The following is a 16346-nucleotide window of genomic DNA, read 5'->3' on the forward strand; positions in this document are numbered from 1 at the left end:
TCTAGGAACGCCGTCTCAGACGCCGTCGGGCAGGGCCAGGGGTGCGAGCTCGTCGAACCGGTCGCCCGGGCCCGGGTTCCCCGGAGCGCTCGCACCACCGAAGTGATGCACGACACCCCACACCGCGTTGAGCGCCGTGGTGACCGCTCCCTCGGCCCATCCGGCGGTCCACGAGATGTCGTCGCCGGCGAGGAAGATCCCGCGCTGGTGGGCCGGGAGCGCGTCCTGCACGAAGTGGGTGAAGAGCCGCCGCTGGTAGCGGTAGTGACCCGGCAGGTTGGCCTTGAAGGCTCCCATGAAGTTGGGGTCGGACTCCCACGAGACGGTGATCGGGTCACCCACGATGTGCGAGGCGACGTCGACGTCCGGGTAGATCTTGCGCAGCGAGTGGAGCTGGAGGCGCACCCGCTCCTCGACCGGCAGCGCGAGCCACTTCAGGGCGTCGTCGTTCCAGGTGTAGGACAGGCAGATCGATGCGGCGCCGTCGTCCTCCAGGAGGTACGTCGCCCGGTTGAGCCGGTCGGTGAGCGTCATGCTCATCAGGTCCCGGCCGGTCGTGGGGTCGGTGTCCTTCCAGAACGGCCGGTCCACGCGCACGAACGTCTTGGACGACTGCATGTAGTGCGTCCGCTCCATCGCCATCCACAGCGCCGGCGAGAACAGCGACTCGTCGACGTCGATGCGCGCCGAGAGCAGCCAGACCTGGCAGGTGACCACGACGGCGTCGTACTGGCGGGCGGTGCCCCAGCGGTCGGTCAGCTCGAACTGCCGGTCCGTGCCGGGCGCGATCCGGGCCACGCCGGGCAGCGGGGCGCCGCCGTGCAGGCTCGCCAGGGTGGTGCCGGCGGGCCAGTGCACGCAGTCCGGGGCCTCGTTCCAGAGCCCGACCGGCAGCTGCTGGGCGCCGCCGTGGATCATCTGGTGCTCCTCGTCGGCGTTGGTGAAGATCACGCGGAGGATCTCGAGCATCGAGTTCGGGAAGTCGGTGTCCCAGCCGCCGGTGCCGAAGCCGACCTGGCCGAAGGCCTCGCGGTGGCGGTGGCTGCGCGCCTGGAACGCCTTGCTGTTGGCGAGGAAGCCCGAGAACGGCTCCTCGTCCAGCTCGAGCACCAGGCGCTCCCACAGCTCGCGGATGCGGGGGACGTCGCGGTCGGTGAGCGCCTGCTGCATCTCGGCGAAGCCGACCTCGCCGAGCGCCTCGTGCCAGGCGTCGGCGACGTCCTTGAGGAACGGCGGCAGGTCGTCGTAGGTGCGCGCGTAGTGGGACTCGGCGCCGAGCTCGATGACCGTGCTCGGGGTCGCCTCGGAGAGCGGGTTCGGGAACGGCGAGGTGCGCAGCCCGACCTTGTCGATGTAGTGGAAGAGCGCCCGCGAGGACAGCGGGAAGCGCATGCCGCCGAGCTCGGCGATCGGGCCGTCGGCGCCGCCGAACGGCTGGGACCGCAGCCGGCCGCCGATCTGGTCGGCCTCGTAGATCACCGGGCGCAGGCCCAGACGCATCAGCTCGTAGGCCGTCACGATGCCGGACAGGCCGCCGCCGACGACCGCGACCTCGCGTCCGTGGTGCTCGGCCGGGACGGCGCCGAGGCCGGCGGGGTGGGCCAGCTGCTCGTCGTACGAGAAGGGGAAGTCGGGGCCGAGCATGGTGACGCCGCCGGGCTGCCCGCCGGCGGGGACGGCGTCCGGGGTGGTCTGCGCGGTGGTCATCGGTTCAGGCCTCCGTAGACGTCGGGCCGGCGGTCGGCCAGGTGGGTGTTGGCGCGGCGCGCGTCGGCGAGCGCGGCGGGCGTGACGGTGCCGACGACGAGCGCCGCCTGGTCACCGGCCCGGGCCAGGTCGGTGCCGTCGGCGCCGACGATGCAGCTGCTGCCGCAGTAGGTCAGGTCGTTCTCGGTGCCCGCCCGGTTGGCGTAGACGACGGCCATCTGGTTCTCGTAGGCACGGGCGCGCACGAGCAGGCTGCTGACCGTCTCGTAGGGCTCCATCAGCGCGGTGGGGCAGGCGAGCACGTCGGCGCCCTCGAGCGCGACGAGCCGGACCTGCTCGGGGAACTCGATGTCGTAGCAGACCAGCAGTCCCACCCGGTACCCGTCGAGGGTGGCGACGACGGGGTGCCCGTCGCCCGGCACGTACGCCGCGGCCTCGTCGGGCCCGTAGAGGTGCGCCTTGCGGTGCCGGGCGAGCACGGCGCCGTCGCGGTCGACGAGCTCGGCGGAGATGTGCACGACCTCGCCGTCGCGCTCCGGCCAGCTCCAGGCGATCGCGAGACCGTGGTCGCGGGCGATGCCGGCGACGGCCTGGGCCATCGGGCCGCCCGGGGGCTCGGCGAGCTCGGCGGCGTAGGGGCCGATGTCGTAGCCGGTGAGCGTGAGCTCGGGGCACACGAGCAGGCGGACGCCGCGCGCCGCGGCATCGGCGGCTGCGGCGTCGAGCGCGCGGAGCGCGGCGGGGACGTCGCGCAGCGGGCCGTCGGCCTGCCAGGCGGCGACGACCAGGCCGGGCGCATCGGTAGGTGCGGTCACGGGCTCACGCTATTGCCGCGGCGGCGCAGGATCGAGAGGTGCGCGTTGCCGGTCGGCGTCGATCCGTTGCGTCAGGACCCGCTGCGACAGCGATCCATTGCGCCAGGCGCGTTCAGGACGGCAGGCTGCCCTGCTCGCGGCGGAGCAGGGGAGACATCACGAGCTCGCTCTTCGTGCGCACCATGAAGTCCTCGCGCGCGATCCGCTCGACGACCTGCTCGAAGTGGCGCACGTCGGCGGCCAGGATGTGCAGGATGGCGTCCGCCTCGCCGGTGACCGTCGAGGCCGAGACCACCTCGGGCAGCTTCTCGACCGCGGCGAGGATCTGGTCGGGCGACGTCGAGCCGCGGCAGTAGATCTCGACGTACCCCTCGGTGGACCAGCCGACGACCGCCGGGTCGACCCGCACGGTGAAGCCGGTGATCGCGCCCGCGGCGACCAGCCGGTCGACGCGGCGCTTGACCGCCGGCGCCGACAGCCCGACCCGGTCGCCGATCTGGGCGTAGGTCGCCCGGCCGTCCTCCAGGAGGACGCCGATGATCTGGCGGTCGAGCTGGTCGGGCTGCATGGGGCTCATTATGTTCGAGCGGAGCCTCCGCCCTACGCTGGCCGCCGTGACTCCCTGGCTCTACGGCGTGCTGCTCGTGCTCGCGGGCGCCACCGCCGTGCTGCTCGTGGTCGACCTCGTCCGCGACCGCGCCGCGCAGGACTCCCACTTCATCGCCCTCGCGGTGCTGGAGGTCGCGCTGCTGGTCCAGCTCGTGATCGGCGTCGTGGCGCTGGCCCGCACCGAGCGCGACATCGAGGGCGCGGTCTTCGTCAGCTACCTGGTCACCAACGCGCTGGTCCTCGTGGTCGGCGCCTTCTTCTCGCTCGCCGAGCGCTCCCGGGTCGGTACGACGATCCTGCTGCTCGCCGTCGCGACCGTCGCCGGGCTCGAGGTCCGGCTCTGGGACATCTGGGGTGGTCGTGGTGCCTGAGGCCGGCGTGGGCGACGTCAACGTGCTGTCCCAGGGCTGGGGCCGCGCCCTGGTCTTCGTCTACGGACTCTTCGCGGTGGCCGCGACCGGGCGCTCCGCCGTCCAGCTCGGCATGGAGCCGGACCGCGCGCCGCTGGCGTACTCGCTGTCCCTGGTCGCCGCGGTGCTCTACCTCGTCGCCACCACCTGCCTGCTGCTCGGCGGGCGCACCGGCTGGCGCATCGCGGGTGCCGCGGTGACGATCGAGCTGCTCGGCGTGCTCTCGGTGGGCACCCTCAGCTACCTCGCGACCGACCTGTTCCCGGACAAGACGGTGTGGTCGCACTTCGGCCAGGGCTACGGCTTCCTGCCGCTCGTGCTGCCCTTCGCGGGACTGGCCTGGCTGCGCCACACCCGCCCCGTGCGCACGTGACCCAGGTAACTAAGGCTGACCTTGCTTGAAGGACGGTCCGCAATATCGGCACACTGATGTTGTGGAAATGGTGACCGAGACCGACGAGCCGACGCGTCAGCGCGTCGCGCGGTCGATCCTGGTCAACGGTCCCTCCACCGCGGCGGCACTCGCCGAGCGCCTCGACCTGACGCCCGCGGCCGTCCGGCGCCACCTCGACCAGCTCCTCGCTGACGGGGCCGTCGACGCTCGTGACCCGCGTCCGGCCGGCACCCGCGGCCGGGGTCGCCCGGCCAAGGTGTTCGCCCTGACCGAGCACGGCCGCGACGCCTTCGACCAGCAGTACGACGACCTCGCCACCGAGGCGCTGCGCTTCCTCGCCGAGACGGCGGGGGAGGACGCGGTCCGCGCGTTCGCCGAGCGGCGCGCGGCGTTCATCGAGAAGAGGTTCCCCGCGGTCGCGGCCGCCAACCCGGGCGCCTCGCCGGCCGAGGTGCTGGCCCTGGTGTTCTCCGACGAGGGCTACGCGGCGTCCGTCCGCGAGCTGCCGGTCGTGGGGGAGCAGCTGTGCCAGCAGCACTGCCCGGTCTCCCACGTCGCTCACGAGTTCCCCCAGCTGTGCGAGGCCGAGACCGAGGCCATCGGTCGCGTCCTCGGTACCCACGTCCAGCGCCTGGCCACCATCGCCCACGGCGACGGGGTGTGCACCACGTGCATCCCCTCAACACAGAAGGAGCAGGTCACGTCATGACCTCGATCGAAGAGCTGAACCCCGAGCTCAAGGGGATCGGTCGCTACGACTTCGGCTGGTCCGACAAGAACGACGTCGGTGCCAACGCCAAGCGCGGCCTCAACGAGGACGTCGTCCGCGACATCTCCGGCAAGAAGAGCGAGCCCGACTGGATGCTCGACCTGCGGCTCAAGGGCCTCAAGCTCTTCGACCGCAAGCCGATGCCGACCTGGGGCTCCGACCTCAGCGCGATCGACTTCGACAACATCAAGTACTTCGTGCGCTCCTCCGAGAAGCAGGCCGCCAGCTGGGAGGACCTGCCCGAGGACATCAAGAACACCTACGACAAGCTCGGCATCCCGGAGGCGGAGAAGCAGCGCCTCGTCGCCGGTGTCGCCGCGCAGTACGAGTCCGAGGTCGTCTACCACTCGATCCGCGAGGACCTCGAGGCCCAGGGCGTGCTCTTCCTCGACACCGACACCGCGCTCAAGGAGCAGCCGGAGCTCTTCAAGGAGTACTTCGGCACCGTCATCCCCGTCGGTGACAACAAGTTCTCCGCGCTCAACACCGCCGTGTGGTCGGGTGGCTCGTTCATCTACGTCCCCAAGGGTGTCCACGTCGACATCCCGCTCCAGGCCTACTTCCGGATCAACACCGAGAACATGGGCCAGTTCGAGCGGACGCTGATCATCGTCGACGAGGACGCCTACGTGCACTACGTCGAGGGCTGCACCGCGCCGATCTACTCGTCGGACTCGCTGCACTCCGCGGTCGTCGAGATCATCGTCAAGAAGGGCGGCCGCTGCCGCTACACGACCATCCAGAACTGGTCGAACAACGTCTACAACCTCGTCACCAAGCGCGCGGTCTGCGAGGCCGGCGCGACGATGGAGTGGGTCGACGGCAACATCGGCTCCAAGGTGACGATGAAGTACCCGGCCGTCTACCTGATGGGCGAGCACGCCAAGGGCGAGACGCTGTCGATCGCCTTCGCGGGCGAGGGCCAGCACCAGGACGCCGGCGCCAAGATGGTCCACGCGGCCCCGCACACCTCGTCCTCGATCCTGTCGAAGTCGGTAGCGCGCGGCGGCGGGCGTACGTCCTACCGCGGGCTGATCCAGGTCAACGAGGGCGCGCACGGCTCCAAGTCCAACGTGCTGTGCGACGCGCTGCTGGTCGACCAGATCAGCCGCTCCGACACCTACCCCTACGTCGACATCCGCGAGGACGACGTGTCGATGGGTCACGAGGCGTCGGTCTCGAAGGTCTCCGACGACCAGCTCTTCTACCTCATGTCGCGCGGCATGGAGCAGGACGAGGCGATGGCGATGATCGTGCGCGGCTTCGTCGAGCCGATCGCCAAGGAGCTGCCCATGGAGTACGCGCTCGAGCTCAACCGACTGATCGAACTGCAGATGGAAGGAGCCGTCGGCTGATGACGGCCTTGCAAGATGTCATGGCTGAGGCTGTCGAGATGGGCCATGAGAAGCGCATCGAGAGCCACCTGAACCCGCCCGCGTCGTACGACCTGGCCGACCACCCCGTGCCCACCGGGCGCGAGGAGGTCTGGCGGTTCACGCCGATCAAGCGGCTGCGCGGGATCCTCGACGGCGAGGCCTCCGCGGCCACGCTGACCCGCGAGACCACGCTGCCCGAGGGCGTCACGCTCACCGAGATCTCCGCCGACGAGGCGGTCGCGCTCGGTGAGCTCGGCCCCAACGAGCGCCCGGCCGCGCTGGCCGCGGCCAACGCCGGCGCCACGGTGCTGCTCGACGTCCCGGCCGAGGCCGTCATCGCCGAGCCGGTCGTCATCCGGCTCACCGGCGAGTCGGTCGACGACCTGGTCTGGAGCCGGCTGGTCTACCGGATCGGCGCGCACGCCGAGGTCACCATCGTGCTCGTGCACGGCGGCTCGGCGCGCTACTCGGCGATCTCGACCTTCTTGGTCGGCGACGGCGCCAAGGTCAACGTGCTGAGCCTGCAGGACTGGGCCGACGACGCCGTCCACCTCGGTCGCGACGCGATCCGGGTCGGCCGCGACGCGTTCGTCAAGCACACCTCGATCTCCTTCGGCGGCGACCTGGTCCGGATGCACGCCAACGTCGAGTACGCCGGCCCCGGCGGCGAGGCCGAGCTGCTCGGCCTCTACTTCGCCGACGAGGGCCAGCACCTCGAGCACCGGCTCTTCGCCGACCACAACGCGCCCAAGACCAAGAGCCACGTCGTCTACAAGGGCGCGCTCCAGGGCAAGGGCGCCCACACGGTCTGGATCGGCAACGTCTTGATCCGCAAGGTCGCCGAGGGCATCGAGACCTACGAGGAGAACCGCAACCTCGTCCTCACCGACGGCTGCCAGGCCGACTCGGTCCCCAACCTGGAGATCGAGACCGGCGAGATCGAGGGCGCCGGGCACGCCTCGGCGACCGCCCGCTTCGACGACGAGCAGCTGTTCTACCTGCGCTCGCGCGGAGTCTCGGAGAAGGAGGCGCAGCGCCTGGTGGTGCACGGCTTCTTCAACGACCTCATCCGCAAGGTCGGCATCCCCTCGATCGAGGAGCAGCTGCTCAAGACCGTCGAGGCCGAGCTGGCCAAGAACGTGCTCAAGGAGCTCGGATGAGCTTCGAGCGGGCCTGCGCGCTGGCCGACGTACCGACCGACGAGGCGCTCGCCGTCACCGTCGACCGGTACGAGGTCGCCGTGGCCCGCGACGGAGACGAGGTCTTCGCCCTGCAGGATCTCTGCTCCCACGCCGCGGTCGCGCTGAGCGAGGGCGAGGTGGAGGACTGCACCGTCGAGTGCTGGCTCCACGGCTCGCGCTTCGACCTGCGCACCGGCAAGCCCACCGGGCTCCCGGCGACCGAGCCGGTCGCCACCTTCCCTGTCGAGCTGCGCCCCACTGATTCGGGCGCTGTCGACGTCTACATCGACGTCACCACCACGCTGAACGGAGTCACCCCATCATGAGCACCCTCGAGATCAAGGACCTGCAGGTCCAGGTGCAGACCGAGGACGGCCCCAAGGAGATCCTCAAGGGCGTCACGCTGACCATCAAGGACGGCGAGACCCACGCGATCATGGGCCCCAACGGCTCGGGCAAGTCCACGCTGGCCTACTCGATCGCGGGCCACCCGCGCTACGAGATCACCGGCGGCACGGTGACCCTCGACGGCGAGGACGTCCTCGCGATGTCGGTCGACGAGCGCGCCCGCGCCGGCCTCTTCCTCGCCATGCAGTACCCGGTCGAGGTCCCCGGCGTCTCGGTGTCGAACTTCCTGCGCACCGCCAAGACCGCCATCGACGGCGAGGCGCCCAAGCTGCGTACCTGGGTCAAGGACGTCAACGGCGCCCTGGACCGGATGAACCTCGACAACACCTTCTCCCAGCGCTCGGTCAACGAGGGCTTCTCCGGTGGCGAGAAGAAGCGCCACGAGATCGCCCAGCTCGACCTGCTCGACCCCAAGGTCGCGATCCTCGACGAGACCGACTCCGGCCTCGACATCGACGCGCTCAAGGTCGTCTCCGAGGGCGTCAACCGGTTCCGCGAGCGCGAGGGCAAGGGCGTCCTGCTCATCACGCACTACACGCGGATCCTGCGCTACATCAAGCCCGACCACGTCCACGTCTTCGTGGCCGGCAAGGTCGCCGAGTCCGGCGGTGCCGAGCTGGCCGAGGAGCTCGAGGCCAACGGTTACGAGCGCTTCCTCACCGCGGCGGTCTGATCATGGCCCTGGAGGGGCTCCTCCCGGAGCTGGCGGTCATCCGCAAGGACTTCCCGATCCTCGAGCGCACGCTCGCGGGCGGGCTGCCGCTGGTCTACCTCGACAGCGCCAACACCTCGCAGAAGCCGCAGGTGGTGATCGACACGATGGTCGACCACCTCGAGCGGCACAACGCCAACATCGCCCGCGCCATGCACCAGCTCGGCGCGGAGTCGACGGAGGCCTTCGAGGCGGCGCGCGACAAGGTGGCGGCCTTCATCGGCGCGCCCGAGCGCGACGAGGTGATCTTCACCAAGAACGCCTCCGAGGCGCTCAACCTGGTCGCCAACACCCTCGCCTGGGCGGGGGAGCGCCAGGTGGGCCCCGGTGACGAGGTCGTCATCACCGAGATGGAGCACCACTCCAACATCGTGCCGTGGCAGCTGCTCACCCAGCGCACCGGCGCGACGCTGCGCTGGTTCGGGATCACCGACGACGGTCAGCTCGACCTGTCGGCGATCGACGACCTGATCACCGAGCGCACCAAGGTCGTCTCGCTGACCTGGGTGTCCAACATGCTCGGCACGATCAACCCCGTCGCCGCCATCACCAAGCGCGCGCACGCCGTGGGCGCGCTGGTCGTCATCGACGCCTCCCAGGCCGCGCCCCAGCTGCCGATCGACCTCGCCGCCATGCCGGCCGAGGAGCGCCCCGACCTCGTCGCCTTCACCGGCCACAAGGTCGTCGGCCCGACCGGCATCGGTGTCCTGTGGGGCGCCCGCGCCGTGCTCGACCAGCTGCCGCCGTTCCTCGGTGGCGGCGAGATGATCGAGACCGTGCGCATGGAGTCCTCGACCTACGCCGGGATCCCGCACAAGTTCGAGGCCGGCACGCCCCCGATCGTCGAGGCCGTCGGTCTCGGCGCCGCGGTGGAGTACCTCGGCCACGTGGGCCTCGACGCGATCCACGCCCACGAGCAGGCCATCACGGCCTACGCGCTCGAGGGGCTGCAGACGGTCCGCGGCCTCACCGTGCTCGGCCCGCTCGACGCGGCCCTGCGCGGTGGCGCGATCTCGTTCGAGCTCGACGGCGTCCACCCGCACGACATCGCCCAGGTGCTCGACAGCCGTGGCATCGCCGTGCGCGCGGGGCACCACTGCGCCAAGCCGGCCCACGCGCGGTTCGGCGTGCAGAGCTCGACGCGCATGTCGTCGTACCTCTACACGGAGCCGCGCGAGATCGACGCCCTGGTCGAGGCGCTGGAATACACCCGTTCCTACTTCAAGTTGGACTGAGGATGACTGCCCAGGATCTGGATGCCCTCTATCAGGAGATCATCCTCGACCACTACAAGAACCCCCACGGCAAGGGGCTGCGCGAGCACGCCGACCACACCGCCGAGGTGCACCACGTCAACCCCACCTGCGGCGACGAGGTGACCCTCCGGGTCCACCTGGCCGACGGCGTGGTCGACGACGTGTCCTACGACGCGCTCGGCTGCTCGATCTCGCAGGCCTCCGCCTCGGTGCTCTACGACCTCCTGGTCGGCAAGAGCGTCGACGAGGCGATGGCCATCCACCAGGAGTTCCTGACCCTCATGCAGGGCAAGGGCACGGTCGAGCCCGACGAGGACGTGCTCGAGGACGGCATCGCCTTCGCCGGCGTCGCCAAGTTCCCGGCCCGCGTCAAGTGCGCCCTGCTGTCCTGGATGGCCTGGAAGGACGCGACCTCCCAGGTCGTCGCCACGAACGAAGCAGTCGGAGACGGAGACAAGCGATGACCGAGTCCATCGACCACAGCGACCTGCCCGAGGTGCCCGAAGCGGCCCTGGCCGGCACCAACGCGTCGTCCAACGTCGCCCTCGCCGACATCGAGGAGGCCATGCGCGACGTCGTCGACCCCGAGCTCGGCATCAACGTCGTCGACCTGGGCCTCGTCTACGGCATCCACGTCGACGAGAGCACCAACGTCGTCCTCGACATGACGCTCACCTCCGCGGCCTGCCCGCTGACCGACGTCATCACCGACCAGACCGAGTCCGCCCTCGAAGGCCTGGTCAACGACGTCGCGATCAACTGGGTCTGGATGCCGCCGTGGGGCCCCGACAAGATCACGCCCGACGGTCGCGAGCAGCTGCGCGCGCTCGGCTTCAACGTCTGAGCCTCTCGCCCCGCCCGGTCGCCGTCGGATGTCCGTCCGAGTTGTCGACCGTTTCCTCCTGAGCCCCGCTACCGCTGGCCGGTCAGACCTAGGGTGCCCTTTACCGTCGACGCGGTGGGTGCCGGCGGTCATGACATCTCAGGAGGCAGGGCATGAATCACTGGCGATCCAAGGTCGGCGCGCTCAGCGCGGCGGCCCTGGTGATGGGCACCGCGTCCGCGCTCGCGGCACCGGCTCAGGCTGAGCCGGGCGACGCCCCCACGACGGGACACGTGATCGGCTGGGCCGACGGGGCGGAGACGGTCAGCTATCCGTCCGGCGGAGGACCGGCGGGGCCATGGGCCCAGCTGGGCGACAACGGCATGGGCCTCAACGGCGTCGGTGCCATTCGCTCGGACGGCACCGTGGACATGCTGGCCGCTGGTCAGACGAGCGCCCTGTCGGTACCGGCCAACGTGAGCGGACAGCGGACGCTGTCACTGAGCGTCGGCGGTCCGCGGTCCATCTGGGCCGCTTCCGCTGACGGCACCGTCACCAAGTGGGGCGGCTCCCGGGGTTCGTTCGCGGACCAGGGCTGGACGACGCAACAGCTCGGCGGCAAGGCCATCGCGGTCAGCGGAGGTGTCTACCGCGCCTACGCCATCGTCGAGACCGACGGCGGCGAGCGTCGCGTGGTGGTCATCGCCTACGGGCCCGACCGGGTCGGCACCGAGGAGGGTGTGTCCACGGTGATGTCCGGTGGTCAGCCGGTCACCGGAGTGGTGGCGCTCAGCGCCCTTCACCGGAGCGTCCTGGGCTCGTTCGACACCAATGTCATCGCGCTGCGCTCCGACGGTTCGCTCGTCGTCCTCTCCGACGGCCAAGGCCTGTACGAGGTGCGACCGGCCGGTGCAGACCCCGTGGTGGCGTTCAGCAGCCAGCTCGGGACGCCGACCGAGGAGGTCGTGACGGCCGCGACAGGTACCTTCCTGACCCAGAGCGGCAAGAGCTACGGATTCCGTCTGGTGAAGCAGAACGGGCTCGTCCTGTGGGACCTCCAGACCTGGCAGGACGACAACTTCCCGGGCGTCCCTGCGGGTCAGACCGTCAAGGAGATCAACAGCACCGGTGACACCGCCGCGGGCAGCCCCCAGTTCCTGCTGACCCAGCAGGGCAATGTCGTGGCGTGGTCCTCCGAGCCCCAGACCGGCGGCGGCTCCGCTCCCGCAGTGCCCCTGCCTGCCTCCATGGCCGGCGGTGGTGTGCTCGACATCGCGGACGGCGCCTACGCCGTGGTGACCGCCGAGGCGACCGCGCCGCTGGAGGTCACGACCGCCCCGAGCATCACCGGTACGCCGCAGGTGGGCAAGACGCTGACCGGGACCCCGGCGGTGTTCAACGACGGCTCGGCCACGGTGGCCAACCAGTGGAAGGCCAACGGTACGGCGATCGACGGTGCCACGGGCACCACGCTCGCGCTGACCGCTGCTCAGCAGGGCCAGACCATCACGTTCGAGTCCACCGCGACGCGGGGCTCGGACACCCTGGCGTCGGCCTCGGCGGCGGTGGGGCCGGTGACGGCGGAGCAGGCGCCGCTGGCGGTCACGACCGCGCCCAGCATCAGCGGCACGGCTCAGGTGGGCAAGACGCTGACCGGGACGCCCGCGGCGTTCAACGACGGCTCGGCCACGGTGACGAACCAGTGGAAGGCCAACGGCGTCGCGATCAGCGGGGCCACGGGCACCACGCTCGCGCTCACCTCGGCGCAGCTGTCGAAGTCGATCACCTTCGAGTCCACTGCCACCCGTGGCGCGGACACGCTGACCTCGGCCTCCGCGGCGCGGGGACCGGTGACGGCGGCGCCGATCGTCAAGGTCAACCCCAAGCGGCCGACGATCAAGGTCACCAAGGCGCCGACCTCGAAGAAGGCCGGCAAGGCGACGGTCGTCGTGGCGCGGGCGAGCGCGGCGACGCCGGTGCCGACGGGGACCGTGCGGGTCACCCTGACCAAGGGCAAGACCAAGCGGATCGTGACGGTCACGCTCAGCGCGGGACAGCGGGCGATCAAGCTGCCCAAGCTGGCCAAGGGCAAGTGGCGGGTGCAGGTCTCCTACCTGGGCGACCGCAGCTACAACCCGCTCGCGTCGGCGGTCACGACCCTGAAGATCAAGAAGTAGCCGCAGGAGATGTGCACGATGGCCCCCGAACCCTGCTCGGGGGCCATCGTGTCGTCACGTACGTCAGACGGCGATGTCCCAGCTCGGGAGGACCGAGCGCAGCGCCACGATGAGCTCGAGGCGCGTGGGCGGGTCCTCCAGCTTGGCGCCGAACATCTCGCGCAGCTTGGACAGCCGGCTGTGCAGGGTCTGGGGCGGCAGGCCCATGTCGCGGGCCAGCTGGTTCGTGGGGACGGCCGTCTCGAGCCAGCGCAGGAGCGTGAGCGCGAGGTCGTTGCGGCGCAGGGTCCGGATCCCGTCGAAGACGGCGAGGTGCTTGCTGACCAGCATCCCGGTCAGGAGCGGGTTGCCCGCCACGAGCAGCGGGCCGAGCATCTCGGTGCACGGCACCAGGAGCCGGTCGTCGGCGGCCAGGCCGTCGCTGAGGAGCCGGGTCGCGCGCCACACGAGCTGGAGGCTGTCGCCCAGGTCGGCCCACGGCGTGGGCGGACCGACGACGACCTGCCCGGTCAGCGCGGGGACCAGGGTGTGCAGCGCGACGTCCTCCGGCACCAGCAGCTCGTACGCCGACGGGCGGGCGATGAGGCGCGGGTCCGTGCGCAGCGCCAGGGGCAGCTCGTCGTGGACCGACACCAGCGCCCGGATCTGACCGAGGCGGCCTGCGTGGTGCGGAGGCTCGTCGACGCCGCCGACCTCGGCGCGCCAGTGGGCGTGCCGGTGCGCGCGGCGTGCGCTCTCGCGGCGGAGCTCGACGGTCATCGTCGCGCAGACCAGGTGGAGGTAGCGCTGGGCCGCGCGGCGCAGCGCCAGCATCGCGTCGCCGCGCACCGTGTCGCCGACGACCTGGCCGAGCGCGCTCACCACGACGGGGTGCACCGCCCGGAAGAGGCGGTGGACGTCGACGGCCACCAGGCCGGCGTGGCTGAGGTCGACCGCCAGGGTGCGGACCAGGCGCTCGGCGTCGTGCGCGGCGTCCTCGGCGCGGCCGCCGGCGGAGATGAAGCACTGGACGACGCCGGTGATCGCTCCGCGGACCTGCGGATCGTCGGGCGGCGTCCCGAGCGAGGAGCTGACCGCTCGCACCATCCGCTGGCACAGGAGCGCCAGCCGGTCGGGCTGCAGCCGCACGGTGGACGTGCGGCCCGCCGACTCGATCGACAGGAACGGGACCGGCAGGGTCGACATGCTCGGCATGGTCGTCGCGGTCATCGGGTCCTCCCTTCGTCTCCAACAGAACGCACCGTCGGGTCGTAGGGGGCGACCACCTCGATTCAGCCACAGCGACCGCACCCGGCCAAGGCTCCCGGCTGGGTGAGGCCGTCGACGGCCGGGATGTTGTGACGTACGTGACAAGAAAGTCCGTGCTGACGCCGTCCGCGCCGAGGCCCCGAGCCGGCCGCGCACGCCGCCGGCCGAGCGCCGGCGCGCGCCTGCTCACTCCGGTGACAACAAAGGGGCCGAAGTACGTCCCGGTGCGCCGGGGGACCACCCCAGGTGCTCGGGCGCGGCTAGGCTCCCGGTCAGCACCGGCGATCGTCAGGGGGCGCCAGCCGGGTGCCGTGGAGCAGCACGATCAGGACGACGGTGAGCCGAAGCGCTCGTCGGTGTAGCGCCGCAGGTTCCGCAGGAACCAGCGGAAGCCCGCGTTCAGGAGCGGCTTGCTCGGCGCCAGTGTGTAGCGGGCCGCGCCGGAGACCTCCATGGCCATCGTCCAGGTGAGCCGGCAGCCGGTCGCGGTCGCGACCACGTCGTAGCGCTCGCCGAACGCCTTGATGCGCTTCTCCGAGGCCTCGTTGAAGCGGAAGGCGAGGAGCGCGTGCTCCTCCCAGGCGATGAACTCCTCGGCGCCGACCAGGCCGCCGTGCATGGTCACGGTGCGCATCGTGCCGACGCCGCGGGGCTCCGGGGTGGTCCAGGTGACGTTCGTGATGGCCTTGGCCCAGCGCGGCCAGGCGGTGGCGTCGGCGAGGACCTCGAAGAGCTGGGCCGGGGTGATCGCGAGGTCGACGCTGTTGGCGAAGCGGTGGGGTGCGGTGTCGATCCAGGCCAGATCGACGAGGTCGCACGGGTGCAGGGTCGCGGTCGAGGCCATGGTTGCAGACTAGAACACGTTCTCGTCAGTAGGGTCGTCCTGTGCCCGAGGTCCTCGTCCCCCCGTCGCGCTGGGCGCGCTGGATCGCCAACTTCGCCGTCTCGCACGGCGCTCCCGACCTCGCGGTGAGCGCCGGCGCCCTCGCCGGTACGGCGGCCGACGGCTCCTGGTTCGCCGCGCGGCTCCCCTTCTCCCTCCCGTACGACGGCCCGCCCGAGGCCGCCGCCCTCGCCGAGGCCGCGGTGGCGCCCGAGGTGTGGGGGCTGCTGCTGGTGCGCAAGGGCGGCTTCGCCGTGGCGCGCCTGGAGGGGGAGCGGATGACCGAGAGCAAGGTCGGGCAGCGCCACGTGCAGGGGCGGACCAAGGCGGGCGGGCAGTCCCAGCAGCGGTTCGCGCGGCGCCGGGCGAACCAGGCCCGCGATGCCTATGCGGCCGCGGCCGACCACGCGGTGCGGGTGCTGGGTGGGGCGACGACGGTGGTGGCGGGTGGGGACCGGTCGGCGGTGGCCGAGGTGCTCGCCGACCCGCGACTGGCCGGGGTGGGGGCGGTGGGTCCGTGGCTCGCCGTACCGGATCCGCGGCGGACGATCCTCGACCAGGCGGTGCGCGATGCGCAGGCGCTCGTGGTCGAGGTGGTCAACGCGCCGACAGGTCCAGGGTGAGGAAGGTGCTGTTCGGGTCGGGGGAGTAGCCCTCGAACGGGCCGCAGACGGTGAACCCGCGGGTGACGTAGAGCGCGCGGGCCGGGGCGAAGTAGTCCTCGGTGCCGGTCTCCAGGCTGACCCGGTGGTGGCCGGTGGCCCGGGCCGCGGCGAGCACGTGGTCGAGCAGGCGTCCGGCGACGCCGCGGCGGCGGGCGACCGTGGCGGTCCGCATCGACTTGAGCTCGGCGTGGCCGGCATCGATCCGCTTGAGCGCGGCGCAGCCGAGCAGCAGGTCGCCGGCCTCGGGGTCACGGGCGGTCCAGAAGGTGATCTCCGGCGCGGCCAGCGCGTCGGGGTCGAGGGCGTGGACGCTCTCCGCGGGCGAGGTGGCGTACATGTCGGCCAGGTGCTCATCGAGCAGGGCCAGCACGTCGGGCCGGCGGGGGTCGTCGGTCGCGATCTGCATGGACCGATCCTGCCCGAGTCAGTCGTCGAGGCCGAGCTCGGCCCGGCGCAGCGCCCACCGGCGGTCGAGGTCGGACATCTCCTCGAGGACGAACGAGAGGAACGCCTGGGCCAGCACCAGCCGGCGCCGGGCCGGGTCGTCGTCCGCGAGGTCGCCGACGCCGCGCTCGAGCGCGGCGATCATCGGGCCGTAGAGCTGGTCGATGCGGGTCATCGTGCCGTGCCAGGCGTCGTCCTCGACGACGAAGACGTCGCGCCGGGAGCCGCGCTCCCGCTCGCGGCGGATCATGCCGACGCCGTCGAGGTAGCGCACCGCCCCCGACACCGAGGCCGGGCTGACGTCGAGGACCGCCCCGAGCTCGGCGGCGGTCATCCGTCCGTCGTCGTCGACGAGCAGGGCGGCGAAGGCGCGGGAGGGCAGCCGGGCCAGTCCGGCGCTCGTCAGGGCGCCGCCCAGCCGCTCGATGAACGCGGCCCGCTGCTCGTCGGTCGCCATGGCGTGATTCTA

19 protein-coding genes are annotated in these 16346 nt (G+C 71.3%); 12 read left to right on the top strand and 7 right to left on the bottom strand.

The features are described 5' to 3' along the window. Nucleotides 1-15: 15 nt before the first annotated feature. From CCO04_RS19590 to CCO04_RS19600, 3 genes are all read right to left on the bottom strand, one after another. On the bottom strand, nt 16-1707 hold the full coding sequence (locus tag CCO04_RS19590; protein ID WP_215815842.1) for an NAD(P)/FAD-dependent oxidoreductase: 1692 nt from the start codon (nt 1705-1707) through the stop codon (nt 16-18). After that, nucleotides 1704-2522: a carbon-nitrogen hydrolase family protein gene (locus CCO04_RS19595; RefSeq protein WP_215815843.1), complete on the bottom strand. Its 819-nt coding sequence runs from the start codon at nt 2520-2522 to the stop codon at nt 1704-1706. Before CCO04_RS19595 ends, CCO04_RS19590 begins: the two co-directional genes overlap by 4 nt. Nucleotides 2523-2634: 112 nt before the next feature. Then, entirely contained in the window at nt 2635-3090 is a 456-nt protein-coding gene (locus tag CCO04_RS19600) for an Lrp/AsnC family transcriptional regulator (RefSeq protein ID WP_215815844.1), read from the bottom strand. A 46-nt stretch (nt 3091-3136) separates the two neighbouring features. Between CCO04_RS19600 and CCO04_RS19605 the strand changes: the two genes are divergently transcribed. The 11 genes from CCO04_RS19605 to CCO04_RS19655 all read left to right on the top strand — a co-directional run bounded on the left by CCO04_RS19605 (nt 3137) and on the right by CCO04_RS19655 (nt 12637). Next, a complete protein-coding gene (locus CCO04_RS19605; protein ID WP_215815845.1) occupies nt 3137-3502 on the top strand; it encodes a hypothetical protein in 366 nt (121 codons plus the stop codon). Further along, nucleotides 3495-3914, top strand: a complete 420-nt coding sequence (locus CCO04_RS19610; protein WP_257750922.1) for a hypothetical protein — start codon at nt 3495-3497, stop codon at nt 3912-3914. Before CCO04_RS19605 ends, CCO04_RS19610 begins: the two co-directional genes overlap by 8 nt. A gap of 67 nt (nt 3915-3981) precedes the next feature. Beyond that, nucleotides 3982-4644: a metalloregulator ArsR/SmtB family transcription factor gene (locus tag CCO04_RS19615; RefSeq protein ID WP_215815846.1), complete on the top strand. Its 663-nt coding sequence runs from the start codon at nt 3982-3984 to the stop codon at nt 4642-4644. After that, nucleotides 4641-6059, top strand: a complete 1419-nt coding sequence (gene sufB, locus CCO04_RS19620; protein WP_215815847.1) for a Fe-S cluster assembly protein SufB — start codon at nt 4641-4643, stop codon at nt 6057-6059. Before CCO04_RS19615 ends, sufB begins: the two co-directional genes overlap by 4 nt. A gap of 20 nt (nt 6060-6079) precedes the next feature. After that, nucleotides 6080-7240 carry a Fe-S cluster assembly protein SufD gene (sufD, locus tag CCO04_RS19625; RefSeq protein WP_252373567.1) on the top strand — a complete coding sequence of 387 codons (1161 nt, stop codon included), beginning with the start codon at nt 6080-6082 and terminating at the stop codon, nt 7238-7240. Further along, the gene (locus CCO04_RS19630; RefSeq protein ID WP_215815849.1) at nt 7237-7587 is read left to right on the top strand and encodes a non-heme iron oxygenase ferredoxin subunit; all 351 of its coding nucleotides are present in this window, start codon (nt 7237-7239) and stop codon (nt 7585-7587) included. Before sufD ends, CCO04_RS19630 begins: the two co-directional genes overlap by 4 nt. After that, the gene (gene sufC / locus CCO04_RS19635; RefSeq protein WP_215815850.1) at nt 7584-8342 is read left to right on the top strand and encodes a Fe-S cluster assembly ATPase SufC; all 759 of its coding nucleotides are present in this window, start codon (nt 7584-7586) and stop codon (nt 8340-8342) included. Before CCO04_RS19630 ends, sufC begins: the two co-directional genes overlap by 4 nt. A gap of 2 nt (nt 8343-8344) precedes the next feature. After that, complete coding sequence (locus CCO04_RS19640; RefSeq protein ID WP_215815851.1) at nt 8345-9616, top strand: cysteine desulfurase; 1272 nt, start codon at nt 8345-8347, stop codon at nt 9614-9616. Nucleotides 9617-9618: 2 nt separating this feature from the next. Next, nucleotides 9619-10101 carry a Fe-S cluster assembly sulfur transfer protein SufU gene (gene sufU, locus CCO04_RS19645; protein ID WP_215815852.1) on the top strand — a complete coding sequence of 161 codons (483 nt, stop codon included), beginning with the start codon at nt 9619-9621 and terminating at the stop codon, nt 10099-10101. After that, nucleotides 10098-10481, top strand: a complete 384-nt coding sequence (locus CCO04_RS19650; protein WP_215815853.1) for a metal-sulfur cluster assembly factor — start codon at nt 10098-10100, stop codon at nt 10479-10481. The genes sufU and CCO04_RS19650 overlap by 4 nt, the downstream gene beginning before the upstream one ends. 152 nt (nt 10482-10633) lie before the next feature. Further along, nucleotides 10634-12637, top strand: coding sequence for an Ig-like domain repeat protein (locus tag CCO04_RS19655; protein ID WP_215815854.1), 2004 nt, complete (start codon nt 10634-10636; stop codon nt 12635-12637). A 63-nt stretch (nt 12638-12700) separates the two neighbouring features. On the opposite strand, the gene CCO04_RS19660 is transcribed toward CCO04_RS19655, so the two are convergent. Continuing rightward, nucleotides 12701-13846: a helix-turn-helix domain-containing protein gene (locus CCO04_RS19660; protein ID WP_215815855.1), complete on the bottom strand. Its 1146-nt coding sequence runs from the start codon at nt 13844-13846 to the stop codon at nt 12701-12703. Nucleotides 13847-14210: 364 nt separating this feature from the next. After that, nucleotides 14211-14729 (bottom strand): SRPBCC family protein, encoded by a 519-nt coding sequence (locus CCO04_RS19665; RefSeq protein ID WP_215815856.1) that lies wholly within the window; start codon nt 14727-14729, stop codon nt 14211-14213. Nucleotides 14730-14770: 41 nt separating this feature from the next. Between CCO04_RS19665 and CCO04_RS28725 the strand changes: the two genes are divergently transcribed. Next, on the top strand, nt 14771-15391 hold the full coding sequence (locus CCO04_RS28725) for an acVLRF1 family peptidyl-tRNA hydrolase (protein ID WP_215815857.1): 621 nt from the start codon (nt 14771-14773) through the stop codon (nt 15389-15391). On the opposite strand, the gene CCO04_RS19675 is transcribed toward CCO04_RS28725, so the two are convergent. Both CCO04_RS19675 and CCO04_RS19680 read right to left on the bottom strand, forming a co-directional pair. Next, nucleotides 15366-15839 carry a GNAT family N-acetyltransferase gene (locus CCO04_RS19675; protein WP_215815858.1) on the bottom strand — a complete coding sequence of 158 codons (474 nt, stop codon included), beginning with the start codon at nt 15837-15839 and terminating at the stop codon, nt 15366-15368. The genes CCO04_RS28725 and CCO04_RS19675 overlap by 26 nt on opposite strands. 18 nt (nt 15840-15857) lie before the next feature. After that, on the bottom strand, nt 15858-16334 hold the full coding sequence (locus CCO04_RS19680; RefSeq protein ID WP_215815859.1) for a GbsR/MarR family transcriptional regulator: 477 nt from the start codon (nt 16332-16334) through the stop codon (nt 15858-15860). Nucleotides 16335-16346: the final 12 nt, after the last annotated feature.

The sequence above is a fragment of the Pimelobacter sp. 30-1 genome (genome assembly GCF_018831735.1).
GTDB lineage: Bacteria > Actinomycetota > Actinomycetes > Propionibacteriales > Nocardioidaceae > Nocardioides.

Excerpts from the sequence above, each read along its gene's own strand:
- CCO04_RS19590 (WP_215815842.1), bottom strand. The coding sequence starts at position 1,707 with ATGACCACCGCGCAGACCACCCCGGACGCCGTCCCCGCCGGCGGGCAG.
- CCO04_RS19600 (WP_215815844.1), bottom strand. The coding sequence starts at position 3,090 with ATGCAGCCCGACCAGCTCGACCGCCAGATCATCGGCGTCCTCCTGGAG.
- CCO04_RS19615 (WP_215815846.1), top strand. The coding sequence starts at position 3,982 with ATGGTGACCGAGACCGACGAGCCGACGCGTCAGCGCGTCGCGCGGTCG.
- sufB (WP_215815847.1), top strand. The coding sequence starts at position 4,641 with ATGACCTCGATCGAAGAGCTGAACCCCGAGCTCAAGGGGATCGGTCGC.
- sufD (WP_252373567.1), top strand. The coding sequence starts at position 6,080 with ATGGCTGAGGCTGTCGAGATGGGCCATGAGAAGCGCATCGAGAGCCAC.
- CCO04_RS19630 (WP_215815849.1), top strand. The coding sequence starts at position 7,237 with ATGAGCTTCGAGCGGGCCTGCGCGCTGGCCGACGTACCGACCGACGAG.
- sufC (WP_215815850.1), top strand. The coding sequence starts at position 7,584 with ATGAGCACCCTCGAGATCAAGGACCTGCAGGTCCAGGTGCAGACCGAG.
- CCO04_RS19640 (WP_215815851.1), top strand. The coding sequence starts at position 8,345 with ATGGCCCTGGAGGGGCTCCTCCCGGAGCTGGCGGTCATCCGCAAGGAC.
- sufU (WP_215815852.1), top strand. The coding sequence starts at position 9,619 with ATGACTGCCCAGGATCTGGATGCCCTCTATCAGGAGATCATCCTCGAC.
- CCO04_RS19650 (WP_215815853.1), top strand. The coding sequence starts at position 10,098 with ATGACCGAGTCCATCGACCACAGCGACCTGCCCGAGGTGCCCGAAGCG.
- CCO04_RS19655 (WP_215815854.1), top strand. The coding sequence starts at position 10,634 with ATGAATCACTGGCGATCCAAGGTCGGCGCGCTCAGCGCGGCGGCCCTG.
- CCO04_RS19660 (WP_215815855.1), bottom strand. The coding sequence starts at position 13,846 with ATGACCGCGACGACCATGCCGAGCATGTCGACCCTGCCGGTCCCGTTC.
- CCO04_RS19665 (WP_215815856.1), bottom strand. The coding sequence starts at position 14,729 with ATGGCCTCGACCGCGACCCTGCACCCGTGCGACCTCGTCGATCTGGCC.
- CCO04_RS19675 (WP_215815858.1), bottom strand. The coding sequence starts at position 15,839 with ATGCAGATCGCGACCGACGACCCCCGCCGGCCCGACGTGCTGGCCCTG.
- CCO04_RS19680 (WP_215815859.1), bottom strand. The coding sequence starts at position 16,334 with ATGGCGACCGACGAGCAGCGGGCCGCGTTCATCGAGCGGCTGGGCGGC.